Source organism: Micromonospora sp. Utrum1 (genome assembly GCF_057197805.1).
Genome location: NZ_CM170071.1, coordinates 3,570,071 through 3,593,862 on the forward strand (window position 1 = coordinate 3,570,071; position 23,792 = coordinate 3,593,862).

At 67.5% G+C, this 23,792-nt stretch carries 19 protein-coding genes and 1 pseudogene; 15 read left to right on the forward strand and 5 right to left on the reverse strand.

Going from position 1 to position 23,792, the window contains the following annotated elements; genetic code table 11:
* From AC0OLQ_RS16870 to AC0OLQ_RS16885, 4 genes are read left to right on the forward strand one after another with little or no spacing between them, the layout of a single operon-like run.
* Complete coding sequence (locus AC0OLQ_RS16870; protein WP_484532132.1) at positions 1 to 441, forward strand: Zn-ribbon domain-containing OB-fold protein; 441 nt, start codon at positions 1 to 3, stop codon at positions 439 to 441.
* A 2-nt stretch (positions 442 to 443) separates the two neighbouring features.
* Positions 444 to 1,532 (forward strand): mandelate racemase/muconate lactonizing enzyme family protein, encoded by a 1,089-nt coding sequence (locus AC0OLQ_RS16875; protein ID WP_484532133.1) that lies wholly within the window; start codon positions 444 to 446, stop codon positions 1,530 to 1,532.
* A 30-nt stretch (positions 1,533 to 1,562) separates the two neighbouring features.
* A complete protein-coding gene (locus tag AC0OLQ_RS16880; RefSeq protein WP_484532134.1) occupies positions 1,563 to 3,710 on the forward strand; it encodes an acetate--CoA ligase family protein in 2,148 nt (715 codons plus the stop codon).
* Positions 3,711 to 3,733: 23 nt separating this feature from the next.
* Entirely contained in the window at positions 3,734 to 4,579 is an 846-nt protein-coding gene (locus AC0OLQ_RS16885) for an NAD(P)-dependent oxidoreductase (protein ID WP_484532135.1), read from the forward strand.
* Positions 4,580 to 4,611: 32 nt separating this feature from the next.
* Here AC0OLQ_RS16885 and AC0OLQ_RS16890 read toward each other — a convergent pair whose 3' ends face one another.
* The 5 genes and pseudogenes from AC0OLQ_RS16890 to AC0OLQ_RS16910 form a co-directional block, all read right to left on the reverse strand.
* The gene (locus AC0OLQ_RS16890; protein ID WP_484532136.1) at positions 4,612 to 5,019 is read right to left on the reverse strand and encodes a hypothetical protein; all 408 of its coding nucleotides are present in this window, start codon (positions 5,017 to 5,019) and stop codon (positions 4,612 to 4,614) included.
* 305 nt (positions 5,020 to 5,324) lie between these two features.
* Positions 5,325 to 5,408: pseudogene (locus AC0OLQ_RS16895) on the reverse strand (IS607 family transposase); the annotation flags it as partial.
* A gap of 39 nt (positions 5,409 to 5,447) precedes the next feature.
* A complete protein-coding gene (locus AC0OLQ_RS16900) occupies positions 5,448 to 5,987 on the reverse strand; it encodes an ISL3 family transposase (protein WP_484532370.1) in 540 nt (179 codons plus the stop codon).
* A 63-nt stretch (positions 5,988 to 6,050) separates the two neighbouring features.
* On the reverse strand, positions 6,051 to 7,784 hold the full coding sequence (locus AC0OLQ_RS16905) for an ABC transporter permease (RefSeq protein ID WP_484532137.1): 1,734 nt from the start codon (positions 7,782 to 7,784) through the stop codon (positions 6,051 to 6,053).
* Between the two features lie 82 nt (positions 7,785 to 7,866).
* A complete protein-coding gene (locus AC0OLQ_RS16910) occupies positions 7,867 to 8,922 on the reverse strand; it encodes an ABC transporter substrate-binding protein (protein WP_484532138.1) in 1,056 nt (351 codons plus the stop codon).
* Between the two features lie 288 nt (positions 8,923 to 9,210).
* On the opposite strand from AC0OLQ_RS16910, the gene AC0OLQ_RS16915 reads away from it, so the two are divergent.
* The 11 genes from AC0OLQ_RS16915 to AC0OLQ_RS16965 all read left to right on the forward strand — a co-directional run bounded on the left by AC0OLQ_RS16915 (position 9,211) and on the right by AC0OLQ_RS16965 (position 23,742).
* A complete protein-coding gene (locus AC0OLQ_RS16915) occupies positions 9,211 to 9,735 on the forward strand; it encodes a hypothetical protein (RefSeq protein WP_484532139.1) in 525 nt (174 codons plus the stop codon).
* A complete protein-coding gene (locus AC0OLQ_RS16920; RefSeq protein WP_484532140.1) occupies positions 9,728 to 11,269 on the forward strand; it encodes an ethanolamine ammonia-lyase reactivating factor EutA in 1,542 nt (513 codons plus the stop codon). The genes AC0OLQ_RS16915 and AC0OLQ_RS16920 overlap by 8 nt, the downstream gene beginning before the upstream one ends.
* A 50-nt stretch (positions 11,270 to 11,319) precedes the next feature.
* Positions 11,320 to 12,432, forward strand: coding sequence for a cupin domain-containing protein (locus AC0OLQ_RS16925; protein WP_484532141.1), 1,113 nt, complete (start codon positions 11,320 to 11,322; stop codon positions 12,430 to 12,432).
* 867 nt (positions 12,433 to 13,299) lie between these two features.
* Positions 13,300 to 14,250, forward strand: coding sequence for an ABC transporter substrate-binding protein (locus tag AC0OLQ_RS16930; RefSeq protein WP_484532142.1), 951 nt, complete (start codon positions 13,300 to 13,302; stop codon positions 14,248 to 14,250).
* A 95-nt stretch (positions 14,251 to 14,345) separates the two neighbouring features.
* Positions 14,346 to 16,001 (forward strand): ABC transporter permease, encoded by a 1,656-nt coding sequence (locus AC0OLQ_RS16935; RefSeq protein WP_484532143.1) that lies wholly within the window; start codon positions 14,346 to 14,348, stop codon positions 15,999 to 16,001.
* A 13-nt stretch (positions 16,002 to 16,014) separates the two neighbouring features.
* Positions 16,015 to 16,809: an aspartate racemase/maleate isomerase family protein gene (locus AC0OLQ_RS16940; RefSeq protein WP_322440887.1), complete on the forward strand. Its 795-nt coding sequence runs from the start codon at positions 16,015 to 16,017 to the stop codon at positions 16,807 to 16,809.
* Positions 16,810 to 16,841: 32 nt separating this feature from the next.
* Complete coding sequence (locus tag AC0OLQ_RS16945) at positions 16,842 to 17,939, forward strand: ABC transporter substrate-binding protein (protein WP_484532144.1); 1,098 nt, start codon at positions 16,842 to 16,844, stop codon at positions 17,937 to 17,939.
* 8 nt (positions 17,940 to 17,947) lie between these two features.
* The gene (locus tag AC0OLQ_RS16950) at positions 17,948 to 18,724 is read left to right on the forward strand and encodes an aspartate/glutamate racemase family protein (RefSeq protein ID WP_484532145.1); all 777 of its coding nucleotides are present in this window, start codon (positions 17,948 to 17,950) and stop codon (positions 18,722 to 18,724) included.
* Positions 18,702 to 20,459 (forward strand): ABC transporter permease, encoded by a 1,758-nt coding sequence (locus AC0OLQ_RS16955; RefSeq protein ID WP_484532146.1) that lies wholly within the window; start codon positions 18,702 to 18,704, stop codon positions 20,457 to 20,459. The genes AC0OLQ_RS16950 and AC0OLQ_RS16955 overlap by 23 nt, the downstream gene beginning before the upstream one ends.
* A gap of 62 nt (positions 20,460 to 20,521) precedes the next feature.
* Positions 20,522 to 21,634, forward strand: a complete 1,113-nt coding sequence (locus tag AC0OLQ_RS16960) for an ABC transporter ATP-binding protein (RefSeq protein ID WP_484532147.1) — start codon at positions 20,522 to 20,524, stop codon at positions 21,632 to 21,634.
* A 647-nt stretch (positions 21,635 to 22,281) separates the two neighbouring features.
* Positions 22,282 to 23,742, forward strand: coding sequence for an aldehyde dehydrogenase family protein (locus AC0OLQ_RS16965; RefSeq protein WP_484532371.1), 1,461 nt, complete (start codon positions 22,282 to 22,284; stop codon positions 23,740 to 23,742).
* Positions 23,743 to 23,792 lie beyond the last annotated feature (50 nt).

Consider the following 23,792-nt stretch of genomic DNA (forward strand, 5'->3'; position numbering starts at 1 on the left):
GTGACCGAACCCAAGAAGTGGAACAAGCCGCGACCGAATATCGACGCCGACAACGCCGAGTTTTGGGAGGGCCTCAAGCGCCACGAGCTGCTGCTGTGGACCTGTGAGGAGTGCGGCGCGGCGTACTGGCCGAAGTGCTACTGCCGCAATCACGACAACAAGCCGTTCGCGGCGAACCTGTCCTGGAAGCCGTCCAGCGGGTACGGCCGGATCTTCGCGATGAACCGGCACGAGTACGCGTTCCACGCCGGCTTCAAGGAGGACGTGCCCTACTTCTACGCGCTCGTCGAGCTCGACGAGGGCCCGGTGATCAGCTCCACGATCATCGGCGAGCAGCCGACCCACCCGATCAAGGACATCGGCCGCCGCGTGAAGATCGCCTTCGAGGACCACCCCGAAGAGGGCTTCACCCTGCCCCGCTTCGAACTGGTCGCCGAGTAACCGTGACCTCGACGGAGCACGTTACGGCGGCCATCCGGGACGTCCGCCTGAGCCGGGTCGTCATGCCGAAGGACGACCCGAACTGGCGGTTCGCGCTGGGCGCCCGTGCCGAGTCCGTCGGCATCCTGCTGGAAATGCAGGATGCCGACGGGCACGTCGGGCTCGGGTACGCCTCCGAGGTCCCGCACCTGGGCTACAACATCGACGTCATGGAGGCCGTGGTCCGCTCGCAGGTCGCGGCGATCCTCGCCGCCGGCCCGCTGGACCGGCGCAGCCTGGTCGGCTCGCCGTGGAAGCAGCAACTGCCGGCGCCCGTCCGCTCGCTGCTGGACATGGCGTGGCACGACCTGCTCGGCAAAATCGCCGGCGTCCCGCTCTACCGGCTGCTCGGCGGCGCGGAGAACGTCAGCCTGCGGGTCAACCGCATCCTGGCGCTGAAGACCCCGGACGAGATGGCCGCGGTCGCCGCCGGCCTGGCCGCCGAGGGCTACGACCACTTCAAGATCAAGGTCGAGAACAAGCCGCAGGCGCTGGACATCGCCCGCGTCGCCGCGATCCGCGAGGCGGTGGGCGACAAGGCCGTCATGACCGTCGACGCCAACCAGAGCTACACCGCCAAGGAGGCGGTGACGTTCGGGCAGGCGATCCACAAGTACGGCGTGCAGGTCTTCGAACAGCCCGTCCCGCAGCGCGACATCGACGGGCTGCGCTGGGTGCGCGAACGCTCCGACCTGACCATTGAGGCCGACGAGGCCGCCGACTCGCTCGAAGCGGTCGTCGCGATACTGCGCAAGGACGCGGTCGACGCGGTCTCGCTGAAGCTGTCCAAGCTCGGCGGCATCGACTCGCTGCTGCTGGCCGCCAACCTCTGCGCGGCCCACAGCATCCCCTCGCGCATCGGCGCGCACGTCGGCAGCCGGATCATGAACGCCGCCGCCCTGCACGCCGCCGCCGCGCTGCCGCACCTCGAACCGTTCGCCGAACTCGGCGAGTTCGCCCGCCTCCAGAACGACTGCGCCACCGGGCTCGAGGTGGTCGACGGCGGGATCACCGTTCCGACCGCCCCCGGGCTCGGCGTCAGTCTCGTCTGAGTACCGACCCCCCAACCGAACAGGACGACCATGGCATCCCCGACTGCGACCGAGACTCCGACCGACCGACCGCTGGACCCGATGGCGCTGCTCAACGTGAGCAGCGCCGCGGTGGTCGGAGCCTCACCCGGCAAGCACTACTCGACCAGCGTGATCGCCAACCTGCTGCAGTTCGGCCTGCCAGCCGAAAAGGTCATGCCGGTCAACCCGAAGTACGACGAGATCGACGGCCTGCGCTGCTACGCGAGCCTCACCGACCTTCCCGAACGGCCCTCGCTCGTCGTGTCCCTGGTCGGGGTGGAGCGCGTCGACGCCGTCCTCGATGACGCCATCGAGGCTCAGGTGCCCGCGATGCTGGTCATCGCCGACGGCTACTCCGAGATGGGTGCCGAGGGCACCGCCCGGCAGGCTCGCCTGGCCGAAAAGGCGGCCCGCCACGGGGTGACCCTGCTCGGACCGAACAGCCTCGGCTACGTCGCCCCCTCCCGCGGCGTGGCGGCCTGGGTCGGAGGCCAGGTCCCCGAGCGCCTGACGGCGGGCCGGGTCTCCCTGGCGTTCCAGTCCAGCGGCATGCTCAACCTGGTCCTGAACCAGGTCGCCCACCGCAGGATCGGCCTGGCGGCCGCGGTCTCGGTCGGCAACGAAGCCGTCATGGACCTGGCCGACTTCATCCGCGCCTTCGCCGACGACGCCGAGACCGACGTCCTCGGCATCGTCCTGGAGAGCACGACCCGGCCGCGGGCGCTGGCCCAGGCGCTGTTACACGCCAACCAGGCCGGCAAGACCGTCGTCGTGCTCAGTATCGGCAAGTCCGAGCGGGGCATGAAGAACGTCTCCTCACACGCCGGCCGCATGGCCACGTCGGGCCGGGTGTGGTCCGCGCTGTTCCGTCAGGTCGGCGCACTGGTCGTCGACGACCTCACCGACTTCATGGAGACCGTCGCCCTCACCGCCGGCCTGTCGGCAGAGGCTCGCGGCGGTGGGCTCGCGTTGGCCACCATCTCCGGCGGCGACTGCGGCCTGCTCAGCGACATGGCCGAGAACCTCGACCTCGAGCTCAGCGACGTCACGCCCGAGACCCAGGCGATCCTGGACGAGCAGCTGTCTCGGACGAACATCCTGGCCAACCCGCTCGACGTCCGGAACACGCGGACGTCCGCGCCGAAGGTGTTCTGGGCGAGCCTGGCGGCCCTGGCCGCCGACCCGAACATCGCGACCGTCGCACTGCGGCTCAACCTCGCCCTCGCACCGACCAAGCAGCACGAGGAGATGTACACCCGGGTAGCCGAGCACATCCGCGCCAACGGCGCCGAATGCGTCTTCACCTCCCGCGTGACGGAGACGTCCTCGGAACGCTGGTTCGATCTGTTCGCCGAGCTCGGCACGCCGTTCCTCACCAGCTACGACGGCGCGCTTAAGGCGTTCGCCAACCTGCAGCACCACCGCCGCGACGCTCACTACATCAACGAGGACGGCGCCTTCACGGCGCTGCCCGAGGTGGTGGCCGAAATGCCCGAGGGGCAGCCGCTGTCCTGGCAGCAGACCATGGACTGGGTCGGCCGCACCGGGATGCCCTTCACCAGGACGGTCCAGGCCATGAGCGTCGCCGAGGCGGTCGAGGCGACCGCGACGATGACGTTCCCCTTGGTCGCGAAGGGCATCGTCCCAGGCGTTGCCCACAAGAGCGACCTGAAGCTGGTCGAGCTCAACATCGCCGACGTCGAGGACCTCGAGGCTCGCGTGACCGCGTTGTTCGAGCGCATGGCCGGCCTGGCGGTGACCGACGAGGTCGCCGTCGAGATCCAGGAGATGGCCGGCGGCGGTGCCGAGTTCTTCCTCGGCATGCACTCGGACCCGATCCTCGGCCGGATCATGTCCTTCGGCCTGGGCGGCATCTTCCTGGAATTGCTGCACGACGTCGCCTACGCCGTACCGCCGGTGTCCGCCGCGCAGGCGACGGCGCTGCTGCAGAGGCTGCGCGGCTGGGACGTTCTGCAGGGCGCCCGGGGGCAGGAGCCGCGGGATGTCGCAGCGCTCGCCGACGTCATCGCGACCGTGTCCGCGGCCGTCGCCGACCCCGATTCGACCGTCTCGAGCTTCGACTTCAACCCCGTCCTGGTGATGCCCGCCGGCAGCGGCGTCGTCGCCGTAGACGCGTACGTCGAGGGCACCAAGTAACCCGCTATTCCTAAGGAGTTCTGATGGTGATGACCACTGCCGACCCCGTCGGCATCGTGGGGGCGGGCGCGATGGGCCTGCCGATCGTCCGCTACCTCACCGAGGCAGGCTTCCGCGTGCTGTGCTGGGACCTGGACCCGGGTCGCCTTAACGATGCCGTCACCAACGGCGGCGAGGCGGCCTCCGGTCCTGTGGACCTGGGCGTGTGCCGGGCGCTGCTCGTGTTCGTCCCGACCGACGAGGACGTGCGCTCGGTCGCGCTGGAGTTCGCCGAGGTCGCCTCGCCGGGCGCGTACTTCGTGATCCACAGCTCGGTGCGCACCCAGACCTGCCGGGCCCTGACCGAGGAACTCGCCCCGGCCGGGATCAAGGTCGTCGACGCCGCACTGACCGGTGGCGTGCGCGGTGCCCGGGCAGGCGAGATCAACCTGCTCGTCGGCGGTGCCGCGGAGGACGTCGCGGCCCTCGAGCCGGTCTTCGCGCCCTGGACCAGCCACGTCAACCACCTCGGCCCGTCCGGGAACGGCCAGATCGGCAAGACGGTCAACAACATGATCCACTGGGGTCAGATCGTCTGCATCGTCGAGGCGCTCTCGCTGGGCCTCGAGCTGGGCCTCAAGCCGGAGCAGATGCGCCCCGCGCTCTACAACGGACCGACCGACAGCCGCACCCTCCGCGAGCTCGAGGAGATGCGGTTCACCTGGTACGAAAAGGACACCGACAACGCCGTCGAGATGGCCTCCGACATCGACCGGAAGCTGTACTTCAGCGAGATCGTCCGGACCTTCATGCGCAGCATCAACGTCGCGAACGTCGCCGCCCTGCTCGACGGCGAGAGTGTCGTCGAACTGCCGGAGATCACCATCTGACCGCAGCGCACGGCCCCACGCGAAAGAGGGACCTACTGACACATCCGTGGGTGGGTTGGCGTGATCAAGTGATAGTCGATGGTGAAGATCTTCTCGGTCGGGCGGTCGGTGACCGGGCCGTGGTTCTCGTCTGTCGGCAGGGGGTCGCCGGCGGCGAGCGAGCACAGCGAGGCTTGCCCATAGCTAGCGGGCGAGGTTCGCGGTACGCCCTCGGGGTGGCCGTTCTTCCCACGCCTCCAGTGTTGGCGTATCTGCCGCGCCAGAAACGGATCCCCAGACCACCGGTCCGCCCTCAACGCGGCGAATATCCGCTTCCGCTGCACCGGATCGTCAGTGCGCCGGGTGATCGCCCGGCGCACCTCGGCCTTCGCCGCCTCCATGCTCGCCGCGATGTCGGCCATCGCGTCGCGGACGGTTTCCTTCCACGCGTTCGCCAGCACCAAACCGCGTGTGGGTGCCGTCCGCCAGCCACCGATCCCGCACCTGTCGATCCCGTAGTCCGGCTCCGACACGGTTGACCGAGCCGTAACGCTGCCGCACCTCGCTGCGCACCCGGCCCAACCGGCGGGCCTGCTCCACCAGAGCCGCGTACTTGCCGGGGTTCAGTCGGGCGGAGTAGGCGATGCGGGTGAACTTCACCGGTCATCTCCCACGGTCAGGACCGCCCCTTCGAGTTCCTTCTCGTAGCGGCGCAGACCGTACAGCCGACAAGAGAAGGTGTGCACGACCGCCAACAGGTCCTTGGACGACGGGCCACGATCCGGCCCTCCACCTCCCACCGACGCGCCGTGCTCACCGAGCGGCCCACCCGCTCGGCAAACTCGCCCATCCGATACACGCTACCCACGACGGTCAATCGTCGGCAGCCCTACACAGGAAAGCAACCACTAGTCGCAGCTCCACGAGAGTGTTGGACAGTTGGTGTTCGATGCTGATTTCGATGGCGGCGCGGTGACGCATGATGCGGCGGGAAAGTCCGACGAAGGCTGGGATGCGGCTGCGGCGCGCCCAGCCGATCGACTGTGCGGTGACCGCCAGCCGTGGGAACCCCTGCCGGGACAGCTGAACTGCCCCGCGCGGTCGTTCCTTCAGCGCCCATGCCCCTATGCAGACGGGGATGGGTGCGTTCGATCCAGTCCAGCTGGGTTTGCTGGGCCTCGGTCAGGTCGTCAGGGTCCTTCCGCAGTGCCCAACGGGCGTTCTTGAGCGCCTTGGACACCTCGCTGGATCGCCCGTTCCCGCCGCGGGCGGTGTTCCACACGTCGCGGCGGACCTGGTCGAGTGCCTCGGTGGCCCAGGCCGCCACATGGTAGCGGTCGGCGCCGCGGACCGCGATCGGGCAGCGCTCGTCGATCACATCAGTGATCCACTGGGCGCCATCGGTGGACACGTGGGTGATCTGGCACAGCGTTCGGGACCCAGTAAGAGCCCCGCCCGACGAGCTCTCGGGCGGGGCTCTTTCGTGGCGGCGTCAGAGCTTGAAGCCGAACCGCTTCGCGAGCCAGAACGCCAGGCCGCCGATGACGATGCTGGCGCCGGAGAGCATCGATCCGTAGGCGCTGAGCGCCCCGGCTGTGCCGTCCTTCCACATGTCAAGCAGTTGCGTCGCGACGACCGGCGTCGCCGCCGTGTAGAGCATCGAGGCGATCGACACGTCGCGGAAGGCGTGGAAGAAGACGTAAAGCCACGATCCGATGATGGCGGGCATCAGCAGCGGGAACAGGATGCGCCGGAAGACGTTGAGTGTGCCCGCGCCTGCGACGCGGCTCGAGTCATCGATGTCCGGGCTGATCTGCAACAGCGCCGGCTGTAGGTACCGCATGGAGTACGGCGCGTAGTGGGCGACGAACGCGAACACCAGGATCCAGAGTGTTCCGTAGATGCCGATCGGGACCCGTAGGAAGGTGATCAGGAAGGCCAGCCCCAGCACGGTTCCGGGGATCACCATCGGTACGGACAGGATGTGGTCCAGGCTCTGTCGGCCCCGTACCTTCGTGCGGACGATGATGTACGCGGCGACGAGGCACAGCAGAGTGGCCCACGTCGCCGAGACGACGGCGACGTACAGGCTGTTCGTCACCCCGTCCCAGATGCCGCGATAGTCCGCGACCTGCTCGTAGTTCTTCATGGTGAACTCGCCGAGGCCGTCGCCCTGACCGAGCTGTGGCCAGAATGAGGTCATCACCATCGCGAGGACCGGGGCGACGTAGCCCAGCAGGATGACGAAGGTGACTCCGCCGGCGACCCATCGCCAGTGCCCCAGATCGGCCTCGCGTGCGCGGAACGCCTTGCCGGTCACCGTGGCGAAGCGCGAGCCGAGCTTGGTCGCCCGGTGGTACAGGTAGAGACCCAGGGACAGCACCACGACGAGCATCGTTCCGAACGCGGCCGCGGTCGCGTAGTCCGGCCGGAAGCTCTTGCGCAGGCTGCTGTAGATCTCGGTGGTGAACGTCCGGATGCCAGCCGAACTGCCGAGGAACAGCGGGATCTCGAAGGCCTGGACGGCCCGCACGACGACCAGGATCAGGACTGCGAAAATGCTCGGCGCCAGCAACGGGCCGGAGATGCGACGCAGCACAGTGGATCGGCGAGCGCCGGAGGTCAGTGCGCTCTCCTCGAGGCTGGCATCCATAGCGCGGAACGGGCCGACCAGCAGCAGGAAGACCATCGGCGCCCAGGACCAAGCCTGGATGATGATGATGCCCGGCATGCTCTGGACGACCGGTGCCCAGCCGATGAGGTCTTCGACCGGCCCGCGGGCGATGCCGGCCCCCTTGCCAAACAGCAGGATCCAGCCGGTGGCCTCGATCATGCCAGGGATCGCGAAGGAGAAGAACACGCAGGCGTAGACGAGGCCCTTGCCCGCCATGTTCGTGCGAGCCACGAACCACGCCATGGCACTACCCAGCGCGAGGGCCAGCACGCTGGCGCCCACCGTGAAGACGGCGGTGTCCCACGCGACGTCCTTGAAACTGTCCGATGCGACGAGATCCCGGTACGCGCCCAAGCTGATCGCGCCGCCCGCCGTCACCGAACCGCCGGGAGTGAAGCTCGTCCAGATCATCAGGACCAGCGGTGGGAGCACAAGCATCGCCGCGACGACGACGATGACGAAGAACGACGCGTTGGAGCCGAACCGGGGGAGCGTGAAGCCCGTCCGCGTTGCTCGTGCACGTTGCAATGTGGTCGGTGCGGTCGCAGTCATGATTGAGGTCTCACTCTCGTCACTTCCACCACGGCCGCGCCCGGACGGTTTGTCCCGGCGCGGCCTGCGGTCGAGTTGCCCGTCAGCTGAAGGTCTTCTCGAACAGTTCCTGCCAGGTGGTGAACGCCTTCTCGTAGTCCTTCGCCGTCTTGTAGGTCTCGTCTGGAACCCACGACTTGAAGCCGAGGTCCTCGTCGGGCCGCGGGTATTGCTTCTTCTCGTAGATCTTGCCGCCGTCCTCGCTGAGCAGCATGTCGGTGAGCAGCATTGCCGCGCACGGGTGCGGCGCCTTCGCGAAGACGCCGGCATAGCCGACGTTGGCGGTCACGGGCTCGATGGCCACCCACTTGATCGGGGAGTTGTCCTTGATCAGCTGCTGGGCGTGGTTACGGAAGATGCCCGGCGACGAGGCCACCTCGCCTTTCGCGATCAGGCCGGCGAGTGCGGATCCGGACACCGACTCGATGCGGATGTTCTGCTCGCCGAGCTTCTTGAGGTATGCCTTTCCGGCGTCTTCGCCGAGGGTCGTCAGCACGTTGCCGATGAAGCGCACGCCCGTGGTGCTGTCGGTCAACGCCAGCTTGCCCTTGAGCGCCGGCTTGAGGAGATCGTCCAGCGTCTTCGGGACGTCCGCCTCGGACACCTTGTTCGTGTTGTAGGCGAAGGAGACGTACGACGCGCGGTCGCCGATGCCCAGGATCTTGCCCTCGTCGTTCTTGAGGGTGAAGCGTTCGGAGTACTTTGCCGTCACCGGGCTCGTGAACGTCGCCAGGGCACCGATGTCCGCGAGCTCCCGGTAGGCATCGGAGGAGAGCTCGAGGATGTCGCCCTGCAGGCGGTCGGCCTGGCTCTCCTGGACAACACGCGATGTGATGTCGCTCTCGTCGCCGCGGAAGGTCTTGACCTTCACGTCCGGATATTTTTCGTTGAAGGCCTTGATCATGTCGTCGATGACGCCGCCGGCGAGCGAGGTGTACCAGGTGACCGAGCCCTCCTTTTTGGCGCAGTCGGCGAGGTAGGTGTCGCGGTCGCTGCCGGTGTAGGTGAAGGCGGTGGCGGCGGCATTGGTCCCCCCGCCTGCCCCGCCGTTGCTGCCTCCACAGGCGGTGAGCAACGACGTGAGGGCCACGGAGATCACGGAGACGACAGTGGCGGTCCGGAGATGGATATGCATTTCAACCACTTTCGTTGTAGTTGGGACGGTTCCGCCGGCGTGCTCGTCCGAGGTAGCGACCTCGCACGTCATTGAGTTGAAGGTCTAATGGTCATGCCACGTGGTTTGTATCACGCTCTGACGATGCTGTGAACCCCCAGCTGCGAGTGCGACGGGCTTCCGGAACGGGGCTTATGCACGGGGCGTTGTGGTGGCCCGACAGCATGACTATGGTCAGTCCATAAGACCTAACCGATGGCGAGAGGAAGGCCGATGCTGGAGGTTGCGAGCCTGCGCAAGACGTTTGACGGTGAGCGTCAGCACAGGGGCCGCAAGGGCAGCGCCGAGACCGGCGGCCGTGTCTTCGCTGTCAACGACGTGAGCTTCGTCGTGGAGGAGGGTGACCTCGTCACGCTCGGCCCGATCGCCGCCACGTCGGATTGGCCGAGCAGGACGATCGAGGCGCTGTACCCGATGGCCGCGAGCAGCCGGACGCGTTCCTCGCCGCCTTGCTCGCCGGGTTCCGACGCCAAGGCGACGACGATCCGCCACGCGGCTATCCAGTTGGACACCCCGGACGAGCTGGGCGGCGTGGTGACGGCCATCTACCAGGTGTCCTCCCGTGGCGGCTTGGCACTAGGGGACGCCCTCGTCGGTGGTGTGGCCGGTGTGATCGGCCCGGTCGCCGCGTTGACCGCCGAAGGGCTCGCCGCGGCTGCCATCGCCGCCGGTGTGCTGTCCCGGCCCAACGCAGTGCGCTCCTACCCCGCCGCGACGCAGGAGGCGGCCCATGTATGAGCACCACCACCAGGGCCACCACCACCATCACGGCCTCCACCGCCACGGCCATCACGACGATCACGGCCACAGCCATGCGTGGGAGACCGAGCCGGTACCTGAGGACGCCGAGGAGATGGACGGCATCGAGCGCCTGACCTTGCACTCGGCCGGCCTCGACGTCGGCTCGGCAACGTCGCATCTGACGATCTCCCGGCTGGTGCTCAAGCGGCTCGGGGTCGAACTGTCCAACCAGTTCGTCGTCGCCGAGCGCACGGAACTCTACCGCTCGCAGGTCACGCTCACTCCTTACCGGGACGACTCGCTGATCGATGCGGCAGCCCTGCAGGGCTTCTTCGACGCCGCGTACCGAGAGGCCGGCTTCACGCCGGTCGAGATCGACACGGGCGTGATGATCGTGACGGGCGAGGCCGCGAACCGGCCGAACGCCGAAGAGCTCGCGACGACGTTTGCCGCCCGGTCCGGAGCCTTCGTCTGCGTAGCGGCTGGCCCGCACTACGAGGCGCTGCTCGCGGCCCACGGATCCGGCGCCGTGGCACTGTCCGCTACCGGCCAGCGTGTCCTCAACGTCGACATCGGCGGGGGTACGACCAAGCTGTCGGTCGTGTCGGCGGGCGAGGTTCTGCACACCGGCGCCTTCAGCGTCGGGGCCAGGCTGGTCGCCTTCGACGGCAGTTGCCGACTCACCCGTGTCGAGCCGCCCGGCCGGTGGATGCTGGACCTCCTCGGCTCGTCCGCGGACGTGGGTGACGTCCTCGACGAACCCGTCCTCGACGCGCTGACCGGTCTGATGGCAGACCTGGTGCTCCAGGTCATCGACCGACAGCCCCCCGACGAACTGCTCCACCGCCTCTGGGTGACCGGCGAGCTGCCGGCCGAGACGTTTGACGACATCGGCACCATCGTCTTTTCCGGCGGCGTGTCCGAGCACATCTATGGACGCGAGACCGGCGACTTCGGCGACCTCGGCCTCCGGCTCGGCACAGAGCTGCGCAAGCGGCTGGCCGCCAGCGGCCTGGGCGCGCAGGTGATCGAGCCGGCGCAGGGCATCCGGGCCACCGTCCTCGGCGCCGGGCAGCACAGCGTCCAGGCCAGCGGGATCACCAGCTTCCTCGACGACGGCGTCCTGCCCGTGGCCGGCCTCAAGGTGGTGGCAGCGACGGCGGGCAAGTCCGCCGGGCTGGCCGAGGCGCTCGCGGCCACCGCACGGCGATTCGAGATCGACGGGCATGCCCCGCAGGTGGCGTACGCCCTCGCCGTCACAGCCGATCCGGACTACCGGCTGCTGCGCGGCATTGCCGAGGAACTCGTCAAGGTGGCCGACCCGGCGCGCCCGCTCTACGTCGTCCTCGACGCCGACGTCGCCCACGCGCTGGGCCGCATCCTGCGGGTGGAAGTCGGTTGGGCGGGTCCGCTCGTGGCGGTCGACGGCGTCGCGGTCGGCGAGCTGGACTACCTCGACATCGGCCGCCCGCTCGGCGCCGTCGGCGCCGTCCCGGTGACGGTGAAATCCCTGACGTTCCTGACGCGATAGCGATCAACCCGAACCCAAGTCCTGGCGAGCAACCAGAAGGAGAGCAAGCGATGAGTGTCGAAGCTGCGGTCGAGCCGCGGGCGAGGTTCGTCTACGACGAGTGGATGGAGAGCCTCGGCGTCCCGATCCACACCGGCTATGCGGTGTCCGACCTGCGCACCGTCGAACTCGGCTGGTGGGAGGAGCGGCAGTGCAACACCGCCTTCGTCCAGCTGATGGGCCAGGAGGGCGTGAGCGAGACCCGCGTCACCGAGATCCCTCCGGGCGCGACGCTGCAGGCGTACAAGGTCGGCATTGACGAGGTCGTGTACGTCCTGATGGGCAACGGCAGCACCCAGGTCTCCGACGGCAGCGGCCACTCGCAGTCCTTCGAGTGGTCGGCGCGCGCGATGTTCCTCGTTCCCGCCAACACCACCCGCCAGTTCCGCAACCTCAGCGGCGACACGACCGTCCGCCTGGTGCACTACACGTACCTGCCGCTGGCGCTGTCGGTCGTCACCGACCCCGACTACTTCCTCAACAACCCCTACCGGCTGCCGGCGCCGATCACCGTCGACGGCGACGCCTACTCCGACGCCCGCACCGTGCCGGGCGGCGAGGGGTACCGGTGGATCAACGGGCAGCGCGGCAAGGGTGTCGCCTACTGGTACGGGCGTCTGTTCCCCGACATGCTCGCCTGGGACCGGCTCGACACCAACGAGGAGCGGGGCGCAGGTAGCCGCACCGTCCGGATCCAGTTCGCCGGCACCGACATGAGTGCGCACATGTCCGTCTTTGCCTCCCGCACCTACAAGAAGGGCCACCGCCACGGTCCCGGTCGCGCCATCCTCATCCCCGGCGGCGAGGGCTACTCGGTGATGTGGCCCGAGGGCGGCGAGAAGGTGATCGTCCGCTGGCAGGAGGGCTCGATGTTCGTGCCCCCGAACCGGTGGTTCCACCAGCACTTCAACCTCGGCGCGAACCCCGCCCGCTACCTGGCGATCCACCCCCCGATCCAGCTGAACGGCTACACCGAGAAGGTCGTCAACGCGAACGACCAGATCGAGTACGTCGCCGAGGACCCCGAGGTGCGTGCGATGTTCGAGCGCGAACTGGCCGAGCGCGGCCTGACCACGCTAATGCCGGACGAGGCGTACACGAACCCGGACTATGTCTGGAAGTGATCAGCAAGCGCAACGGGGGGCCGTCTGAAGGCGGCTCCCCGTTCTGCTGATCAGCAGGTCGCTGGCGGTCAGAGACCGCCAGCAGGCGCCCGAAGCTGGTCCGCTTCTCGCCGACCATGAAGTGGCGGTGCGTGTGCCACACCCGGGCCGGGACGGTGTGCAGGACCGGCACCTCGAGGTCCTGCTCGAGCACGTCGACGATGTCGAGCATGCGCCAGCCGCCGCCCATCATGTACGGGTGCGCCTCTACGCCGCTGAGACGACTTCGGTTCCCGCATCCTTGAGGACTGCGTCGAACAGTTCGGTGAATTCCCGTAGCGGTCCCGGATCAGGAACCGCGCCCGGCAGCCGCCGTCCTCGAGGTCGATGACCAGATTCTTCGCGGCTTGCGCCATCCAGGATGCGGTCGGGTGGGCGGTGGCACCCAGGATCCGGATCCGCCGATTGGCGTGCTCGATCACCGCGAACCCGTACATCCGCGCCACGAACGGGGTGACCGTTTCCAGGAAGTCGCAGGCCGGCAGGGCGTGGGCCTGGGAGCGCTGGAAGTCGGCGCAGGCGCGCGGAGCCCGCTCCCCTTGTGGCCGCGTCGGCGTCGGCTGGGCCTCTGAACTGGACGGCGCTCTTCCTATCGGCCGCCATGTGTGATAGCAATCAAATCCGTAATGGATAGTCCATATTTCCATCAGTCCAACGTCGTCCTGGTTTGAGCAGTGGACGACTGCCCCGGAGGAGACGTGAGCCATGAGTCGGTTGACGAGGAGTGCGGCGAGGAAGCCTCGCGCCGTCGCATGTGTGTGTGCGTGGATGGTTGGCTTGGCGCTCCTCGCTGCCTGTGAGGGCTCGGGGGACCAGGGGTCCGCCGACGTGCTGGCCGTCGCGACGTACACCGGGGCGGACCGTCAGGCGAAGTTGCTCGAGGGCGCGAAGAAGGAGGGGGAGCTCGAGCTCTACACCAACCCGACCGGTGACATCACCGACGCCATTGTCGCTGCCTTCGAGAAGAAGTACCCGGACGTCAAGATCAAGGTGACTCAGGGTGATTCCTCCGACCTTGCCCGGAGGATCTCCGAGGAGTCTTCGGGCGGTCGGCACACCGTCGACATCATCGAGACCACGACCGGCGCGCTCGGCGCGCTCGGTGATGCCGGGCTGCTCTCCAAGTTCACCTCGCCCGAGGAAGGCGCGTACGCCGCCGACGCGGTACGCGATCACTATGTGGGCGTCCGCGAGTCCTACCTCGGGCTCGGCTACAACACGAAGCTGGTCGCCGCTACGGACGTTCCGCGGACGGTCGAGGACCTCCTGAACCCCAGGTGGAAGGGGAAGATCGTCCTGCCCACCAGCGCGACTGGCGTGCGATGGATCGCCGCGCTGGAGCTCACGAAGGGCAAGGAGTTCGTCCAGCAGATGTCCAAGCAGGACATCCGGGGCCAGAACGTGTCGGGACGGGCGCTGGCCGACCTCATCGTGTCCGGCGAGGTCGCGCTTTCGCCGACAATCTACAACTCGCACGTCAGTGTGAGCCGGGCCAAGGGCGCGCCCATCGCCTGGCAGCCGGTCGAACCGGTGATCGCCGTACCGACAGCCCTCGCCCTCGCGGTCAACGCGCCGCATCCGAACGCCGCCATGCTCTATGTCGACTTCGCGCTCTCGAAGGAGGGCCAGGAGATTTACCGTTCGAAGGGCTACGACTCCGCTCGCACCGACATGGCCGGTGACAAGTCCTTCCAGAAGATCTACATCGACACCAGGGACGACTACTCGAGCGCGTTCCCGCAGTGGGAAAAAGACATGCGCGATCTGCTCCTGAAATGACGGACGAAGAGAGAGCCGAGCTGATGTCGATCGTGCGTCCAGTCGTCCGCACGTGGTCCCTGGTGCGGCCACCGTTGCCCCAAGCGGAGACGTGGGTGGCCACCGTGGTCGGATCGCTGCTGGTGATCCTGGTGGTCCCGCCGCTGGTCTTCCTGGTCAGCACCAGCATGCACAGCTGGGACGGCCTGCGACCGGGGCCTGTTTCGCTGGAGAACTTCCAAGGCATCCTGTCGGATGGCGTCGCCTCGCTCGAACTGCTCAAGAACTCGCTGATCTACGCCGGGGGCAGCACCGCGATCGCCATCGTCGCGGGTTCGGGGCTCGCCTGGCTCGTGGAACGGACCAACACCCCGGGCAAGGGCGCGATCTACGTCGCGGCCTTCGTCTCGCTGGCCGTGCCGGGCGTGATCAACGTCATCGGCTGGATCCTGCTCCTCGGGCCTGACGCCGGGCTCATCAACACCCTGGCGCATCGGATCGGGCTCGAGGGTGGTTTTTTCGACATCTTCTCGATGGGCGGCATGGTGCTCGTCGAGAGCCTCTCGTGGACGCCGGTTGTCTTCCTGCTGATGGTCACGCCCTTCAAGTTCATGGACCCGAGCTTGGAGGAGGCGGGTCTGGTGTCCGGCGCGTCCCGGTGGACGGTCTTCCGCCGGATCACGATCCGGATGGCGCTCCCCAGCGCGCTCGCCGCCCTGATGCTGAGCCTGATCCGTACCTTGGAGTCATTCGAGGCCCCGGCACTGATCGGAATCCCCGGTGGGGTCAAGGTGCTGACCACCGAGATCTACCTGCAGATCAAGAGCGGTCTGGTGCCCGAGTACGGCTCGGCGTCGGCGTACGCCGTGATCCTGATCGTCCTGGTCGCGGTGCTGCTGTGGGGCTACAGCCGGCAGACTGCTTCGGGCGAGCGGTTCGCGACCGTCACCGGCAAGGGCTTCCGGCCGGCTGTGGTGGACCTCGGCCGGCTGCGCATCGTCGGCGGGATCATTTCGTGGGCGACGCTCCTGCTGGTGCTGGCCCCGCTGCTGGTCCTGGTCTGGGCCTCGCTGCTGCCCTACTACCGAACCGTGTCCTGGGAGGCCCTCCAGAGCCTCACCCTGGACAACTACGCCAGTGCGCTCGGGCGGTCCGGAATCGTCCGGTCGGTCGGCAACACCCTCGTGGTCAGCGTGGTGAGCGGGGTGGCAGTGATGGCCATTTCACTCGGTGCGGCCTGGGTGATGGCGCGTACCTCGATTCGCGGTCGGCGTGGCCTCGACCTGCTGGCCTCGCTTCCACTGGTGGTCCCGGGCGTCGTGGCTGGCATTGCCGTTCTCCGGACCTACATAGCGTCGCCGATCCCCGTCTACGGCACCATCTGGATTCTGGCGATCGCGTTCACCATGCGATACCTGCCGTACGGCATGCGCTATGCCCATGCGGGCATCGTTCAGATGCATCCCGATCTGGAAGACAGCGCCCGCACCAGCGGGGCGGCATTCTGGGCCCGCATCCGTCGCGTGGTGCTCCCACTGACCCTGCCGGCGATGGCCGGAGGCTTCATCTTCACGTTCCTCAACAGCAGCAGCCAGCTCGCCATTCCTCTGCTGCTGTCGGGGCCCGACAGCCAGGTCATCTCCGTGGCGATCTTCGACCTGTACCAGAACGGGGCAGTGACCGAGCTCGCGGCGTTCAGCGTCGTGGTCACCGCAGCGATCGTCGCGCTGTCGAGCGCCGCCTACCGCATCACACGGAGTCAAGGACTCTGAGAGGACATATCGGATGGTCGACATAACCCCCGCCGCCGGGGAAGCCCCGCATCGCGTCGAACTGCCGACGTGCCGCATCGGCTACGTCAACCCGCTCGACATCATCGACACCTGCCCGTACGAGTTCTATCGCCTGGCGCCCGACAACGCGATCGCCTCGATGATCAGCATCGGGCTGTCCGGCTTCTCCGGGGACGCGGCTCGCCAAGCCGTCGACTCCAACCTGACGCGCTGTCTTGCGCAGCTCGCCAAGCGTCGGGTGGACTTCGTGGTCCTGGGTGGCCTGCCGATGCTCTACAACCTCGGCCCGGACTACTCCGCGGAGTTCCGGGAGCGCTGCCGGACCGAGTTTGGCCTGCGCGGCGGCACCAGCATCGATGCCGTCAACGCTGCCTTCCGAGCCCTTGGCGCACAGCGGGTCGTGATGACGAACAAGTGGGACGACCAGCTCAACGCGCGCGTCGCGGATTCGCTCGCGTCGGCGGGGGTCAATCTGGTCGGCACGGTTGCCCAAGCCCACACCGCCGACCAGGTGAAGAGCAGCTTCGAGCAGGGGGTCGACGTGGCGCTCCGCTTGGTCGAACGGGCGTTGCGCCAGCACCCGGATGCCGACTGCGTGTTCATCGCCGGTGGTGCGTGGCTGGTGGCGCCGCTGGTCGCCGACATCGAACGCGAGTTCGGGGTGGCAGTTGTCGCGGGCCAGCAGGCGAAGATCTGGTACTCGCTAAACATGGTGGGCAATCACGTCGACCGGCCGGCGTACGGCCGGCTCATGACGACGCCGGCCCAGCCTTCCCACCTGGCATGACCCTCTCTCCCACTCACTCGAGGACGGATCACATGAAGCTTCATTGCAGGGCGCGGCGCCTCGCGGCGCCCAGGGCGGCGATCCTGGCGCTGACGTTGGTGATGGGACTGGGCCTCGCCGCCTGCGGCGGTGACAACAGCAACGCCGGCGCCGCGGCCGAGATCTGGCCCGAGAAGACGATGGACGAACTGGCCGACGCTGCGGCCAAGGAGGGCGAGGTCAACTGGTACACCGTGTTCACCAAGGAGAACAGCGCGCCCATCATCGGCGCCTTCCAGAAGGCCTATCCGGGCATCAAGGTGACCACGTTGCGCCTCAGCGCCAACCAGCTCTCCAGCCGGATCCTGACCGAGCAGCGCGGTGGTCAGTTCAACGCCGATGTCGTCTCGGGCAACGCCACCTACATCGGACAGTTGCAGAAGGCTGGTGCCCTCCAAGGCTTCCATGTCGCGGGCCTTCCCGCGCTGCCCTCCGGGCTGACCCTCCCCGAGGGCTACGAGGGTGTGGTGTACATCAATACCTCGGTCCTCGCGTACAACCCGCAGGCCGTCAAGGCGGCGGGCCTCACACCCCCGACGACGTGGCAGGACCTCACCAAGCCGGAGTGGAAGGGCAAGTTCTCGATCGATCCCGAGTCCGTCGACTGGTACGACAGCCTCGTTTCCAGCATGGGACACGACCAAGCCCTGGAGCTGGTCAAGGCACTCGCTGCGAACTCGCCGCGGATCACCCCCAACCACACGCAGCAGCTGACCGAGATGCAGGCGGGGGAGACCCTGGCTGCCGTGGCAGCGTACGGACCCGCCTCGGCGGCGTTCAAGAAGACCGACCCGACGCGGACCGACTTCGTGAACTCGAACCCACTGCCGGCCGTGCTGACACTCTCGGGCCTCGCGAAGAATCCCCCACACCGCAACGCTGCCATGTTGTTCCAGAGCTGGCTGCTGTCAGCCGAGGGCCAGCAGGTCGTCGTCGACGCCGCGGGAAAGATCTCGATCCGTGGGGACGTCCGTAACAACACCACGCTATGGGACCCCAAGACCTGGACACCGGCCTGGGCCGACCCGTCGCGCCCGCCGGACGAGTACAACAAACTCAGCTCGGAGTTCGACAAAGCGGTTAACTCCTGAGGCGCGCCATGAAGATGATGTTCCTGAGCCAGTCTCCCTTCACCGGGGACCAAGACAGGCACGAGCGCGTGGAGAAGCTGCTGCGCGGCTACGCGTCGCCGGGTACCGAACTCGACCTGTGTTACCCGGACGACTTTGCCGGTTCTCGCGTGTTCCAGCGGATGGGTGAGCAGAGCGTGCTCACGGGTCTGCACCATGCGCTCGAGACCCCGGCGCTGGTCCGAAAGATTGTGTGGGCGCAGGTCCAGGGGTACGACGCCGTTGTGCAGAGCAACACGTTCGACCCCGGGGTCGAGGCGGGTCGGTTGGCCGTCGGCATCCCGGTCGTCGGGCTGTTCCGTACGTCGTTGCACGTGGCGACGACGCTCGCGACCCGGGTCGGGGTGATGGTGCCGCTCGACGGGCACGTCCCCTATACCTGGCGGCTGATCAATGGCTACGCGATGGACCGGTTCGTGACGAGCGTGCGTCCGATTCAGGTCTACGGTCAGGACTTGGTCTCCCGGCGCGAGGAGATCGAGTCGCTGGCGGTAGCCGTGATGAAGGAACAGGTCGAGCGCGATGGGGCCGAGATCATCATCCCGCTGGGTGGCGCCCTGATCCCGTACGTCGTCTCCCCCGAGTCGCTCAGCAGGCAGGTGGGCGTCCCCGTGCTGAACACCAAGTCGGTCGGCATCCGGTTCGCCGAAACCTGCGTCGCGATGGGCATCTCGCAGAGCGGAGCCGCCTACCCCCGTGCCGACCTGAGCCTGGACGACTTCGATGGCCACGCTGCAGCGCGCTGAGGCGGGGACCGCCTCAGCGGGACCGCGTACCCTTGTGACCTGGCTCCGACGGCGGGTGAGCACGCAGTCCGTTGTGTCGATCGTGGCCGTGCTCGTGGTGGGTTACCTGACCATCGTGCCGCTGGTGACCATGCTCTACTCGAGCCTGCGTTCGGACTTCCTCGGCACGACCGGTACCTGGACTCTCGAGCATTACCAGCGCACACTGACCGACGCGGCGTTCCGCGAGACCCTGGTGACCTCGCTGACCTACGCCGGGGGCGTCGCACTCGCTTCGGTCACCGTCGGCTTCGCGCTGGCCTGGGTCTATGTGCGGACCAACGCGCCGGCCAAACGTTTCGCACTGGTCGCCTCATTGGTGCCGCTCATCATCCCGGGCATCCTCAACACGGTCGCTTGGGGCCTGCTCTTGGCCCCCGACACCGGTCCCGTCAACGTGCTGCTCCGATACCTTGGCCTGCCGGCGTTCGACCTGTACTCGATGCACGGCATGATCCTGGTGCAGTCGATGCATGTCGCGCCCATCGCATTCCTGATGGGCGTCGCGTCGCTCTCGTCGATGGATTCCTCGCTCGAGGAGGCGGCCGCAGCCTCGGGAGCGCACCCGGCGACGGTTTTCCGCACGATCACCTTCCCGCTGATTCGTCCCGCCGTCCTCGGCGCGATCTTCTTGATGCTGGTGCAGACGATGTCCTCGTTCGAGGTGCCGCAGCTCATCGGCTCCGCAGTCCACAAACGAGTGTTCTCCACCGAGATCTTCACGTCGCTGCGCTCGTTCCCGCCGGACTACGGGTCGGTCTCGGTGATCGGCGTCATCGTCCTGGTGATCGCCGTGCTCGGGCTCTGGGCAGCTCGGCGCCTTGGTGGTGGTGTCGAGGGACAAGGGACGATCACGGGCAAGGGCTACCGGCCCACACTCACCGATCTTGGCCCCTGTCGGTGGGTCGCGGTACTGGCGATCATGGTCTTCTTCGTCGTGACGACCGTCCTCCCGATGCTGATTCTGGCCTGGGCTTCGCTGCTCCCGAGCTACCGGCCTCTGGATCCGGCGGAAATCAAGCACCTCACGTGGGGCAACTACAGCGAGTTGTTCAACTCGTCCAGCATCTTGGGCGCGATGACGCACAGCCTGGAGATCGCCCTCGCTGCCGGGGTGGTTGTCACCGCCATCTGCGCGGTCTCGGCCTACGTCATCGTGCGCACGCAGCTGCCGGGCAGGGCGACTCTGGACGCTTTCGCGACGGTGCCGATCGCCGTGCCGAACATCATCCTCGGCGTGTCGACCCTTTACTGGTACCTGGTGGCGCCGCTCCCCGTGCGGCTGTACGGAACGCTCGCGATCCTGGTGGTCGCGATGGTGACGCATGCGCTGCCCTATGGCATGCGTTACCTGGTCCCCGGCGTGAGCCAGATCAAAGCCGAGCTCGAAGAGGCCTCGCTTGCATCGGGGGCCGGGTGGGCGAGGACGTTCCGGCGGATCTACCTGCCGCTGCTCGTCCCGGCGATCACGGCCTCCTTCCTCTACACCTTCATCATCTCGTTCCGGGAGCTGTCGTCGGCGATCTTCCTCTACACCCAGAAGACAGAGGTCGTGTCGATCTCGGTCTTCGAGCTGTGGTCCGACGGCCAGTTCACCGTCGTCTCAGCGCTCGGCGTCGTCATGACCCTGATGGCCTGCGTGGTGATCGGCGCCGTCAACCTCCTGAGCCGGCGCTTCGGCGTCCGGACGTCGTAGACCGTTCCCGACGGGCGGGCGCCGTCCCGCTCCTCCTGTGCAGTGAGAGAGGTGTGGTTGGCGTGATTCGGGTCGAGGGCCTGCGTAAGAACTTCGGGAAGGCCTCCAACGCCGTTGGTGCGGTGAACGGTGTGAGCTTCGAGGTCCCTGCCGGCTCGCTGGTGAGCCTCCTGGGGCCCAGCGGGTGTGGGAAGACCACGACCCTGCGGATGATCGCGGGGCTGGAGCGTCCCACGGCCGGCCGACTGGTGATCGACGGCGAGCTGGCATTCGGCGACGCGGAGAACGTCTTCGTGCCGGTCAACAGGCGCGCCATCGGCATGGTGTTCCAGTCGTACGCGATCTGGCCACACATGACCGTAAAGCAGAACGTCGGCTACCCGTTGCGCGTGGTGCGGCCGCGCCTGCCGAAGAGCGAGCAGAAGGAGCGGGTGGCCGAAGCGCTCGACCTCGTGGGTCTCGGTGCCTACGCGGCTCGCAGCGCCACCGCGCTCTCTGGTGGTCAACAGCAGCGGGTCGCTCTCGCTCGAGCCCTGGTACGCCGCCCGAAGATCCTGCTACTCGACGAGCCGCTGAGCAACCTCGATGCCGAACTCCGGGACCGGATGCGTGACGAAATCCGGCAATTGCAGCAGCAGCTCGGGATCACCACCGTCTTTGTTACCCACGATCAGGCGGAGGCGCTGGCGATCTCCGATCAGGTGATCGTGATGGATCAAGGCCGGCTCGTGGAGTCCGGCACGCCCGAGGAGGTCTATCGGCGACCGACGAGCCATGTCACGGCCCGCTTCCTCGGGCTGTCCAACCGACTGCGGGGTGAGGTCGTCGCTGTCGGTGAAGGGACCGTCCGGGTGCGGCTCGGTGACAGCACGCTGGAGGTGGCTACCCCGGTGGCGGTGCCGACGGGATCGCCGACAGTGGTCGCCATACGTCCATCCGGACTGCGTATCGACCGTCGGCGGATCTCTGCGGATTCGTGGCCTGGCACAGTCCAGCGCGGCATCTTCCGCGGCGACGCCTGGGACTACGCCGTCAAATTGGGTGCGGCCACGGTCTTCGTCCGCAGCTATGACCTCGACGCGCGGCTCCAGCCCGGCGAGGCGGTCTTCGTCGAGGCCCGACCAGGAGCGGCGATCCTGGTCGAAGACCTGGTGGCGGACGAGTCCCGGGGGTGACCGGGCCGAGGTCCCCGTCCGACCCTCAGCTGCTGGCCCGGATCCGTTGAGTGAGCGGGACCGCCCGATCCACGGCGCCGGCGCAGGGATCGATCGCCCGGTCTCGAGGAGCTTGCCGACGGCCAGGTAGTCCTGCGGAGAGCCACCGTGTCGATCGACACGAGCCGGCCGGTCCGGTAATAGCGGACGGACGAACTGCTGCTTGCGGCGTGGTCGCCTCGCCGGCTCCGGTGGTGGGTCGGGTCAGCCGGCCGGACTCGCCCACTCGCAGACCAGGTCGATGTCCTGCTCGCGGTAGAGGTCCGGGCCGCGGAGGGCGGGGCCGCGATCGGTCACGGTTCCTTGCAGGAACGCTTTCGAAAGGGGCGGTGGCTGGTATGGCGGGCGTGGCTCCCCGCCAACCACGGTGACCTGCCCCCGTCGCCGAGAAGTCGCAGGCTTGCCGCAAGCCACAGCCCCGCCTGGCCCGCCCGATTACCGGTTGTGCCTGCGGCGCAACGTTTCGTCGCAGCCGTCCTCCTCGTATTTTCTCGCCCCGAGGTAGAGACATTCCAGGGGTTTGGGCTTATGGTCATACCACCAAATGGTTTGTTGCAGGGTCCAGTCGAGCCAGTTGGATCGACTGATCGCAGGGCGCAGAGGTGACCATGGATCAGGGCCATGAAACCGAGGTTCCGCTCCGCGGAATGCTCATTGATGGCGAGATCGTCGAGGCGTCTGACGGGGCGACGATGCCGTCGGAGAATCCGACGACCGAGGCGCGGCTGGGAGCGCTGCCGATCGCGACCACCGCGGATGTCCACCGCGCCGTCGAGGCGGCGCGGCGCGCATCCAGGAGTTGGAGCGAACTGCCGTGGGAGGAACGCGCGCGCGTGCTGCACGTGTACGCCGACGTGCTCGATGCTCACCGCGAGGAGTTGGCGCTGCTCGACGCGCTCGACGCCGGCCTGCCCGTGAAGAGTATGCGTGCGGACGTGACGAGCGCCGTCGCTGAGATCCGCTACTTCGCGGGCCTGGCGAGCGAGACCAAGGGGACCACGTTCCCGTCCGGTCCGGGCGCGGTGACCTTCACCGAGTTCGTTCCGTACCCGGTCGTCGCGCGGATCGTCCCGTTCAACCATCCGATCAAGTTCGCCGCCGGGAAATGCGCGGCCGCGCTCGCCGCCGGCGCTCCGGTTGTCATCAAGCCGGGGGAGCAGACCTCGCTGTCGGCACTTCGCCTGGGTGAGTTGGTCAGGGACGTCTTTCCGGCTGGCGTCTACAACATCGTCACCGGCCCAGGCGCGACGGTGGGTGCCTTGCTCGCAGGTCACCCAGCGGTGCCGCGAGTGGCCTTCACCGGCAGCGTTGCCACCGGCGCCCGCATCACCGAGTTGGGAGCGCCGTACATCAAGCACGTCAGCCTGGAGTTGGGTGGCAAGAATCCTCTGATCGTCATGCCGGACGCCGACCCAGCGGACGCCGCGAGGGGCGCCGTCGGCGCGATGAACTTCGCCCGCTCGATGGGACAGTCCTGCGGATCCACCTCGCGTGCGTTCGTGCACGGGGACATCTACGACGACTTCGTGGCGCACCTCGTCGAGGCGGTCGCTGGCCTGAAGGTCGGGGATCCGCTGGACCCCGGAACCGACATGGGGCCGCTGGCCTTCCGCGCGCACCACAACAGGGTCCTGGAGTTCATCGAGGCCGGACGAAACGACGGTGCCAAGCTGCTGTACGGCGGGGGCCTGCCCACCGGCGTCAACCGCGGATTCTTCGTCGAGCCCACCGTGTTCGGAAACGTCGACATGACGATGCGGATCGCTCGAGAGGAGATCTTCGGCCCGGTGCTCTCGGTGCTGCGCTGGACCGACTACGAGCAGATGCTCGACGACGCGAACGGACTCGACGTCGGCCTCACCGGCAACGTCTGGACCAACGACATCTCGCTGGCCCTGAAGACCGCCCGCCGTATCGAGTCGGGCTACATCAGCGTCAACGGGACGGGCAGGCGACCGTCAGGCTCGCCGTTCGGTGGATTCAAGCAAAGCGGAATCGGCAAGGAAAGCTCGCTCGACGAGCTCCTCAGCTACGGCCGGGAGCGCGCGGTGAACATCACGCTGCGGTGAGAGCGGACCGAACAGAGAGACAAGAAAAACGCCGGCGATCAGCCTGGTTG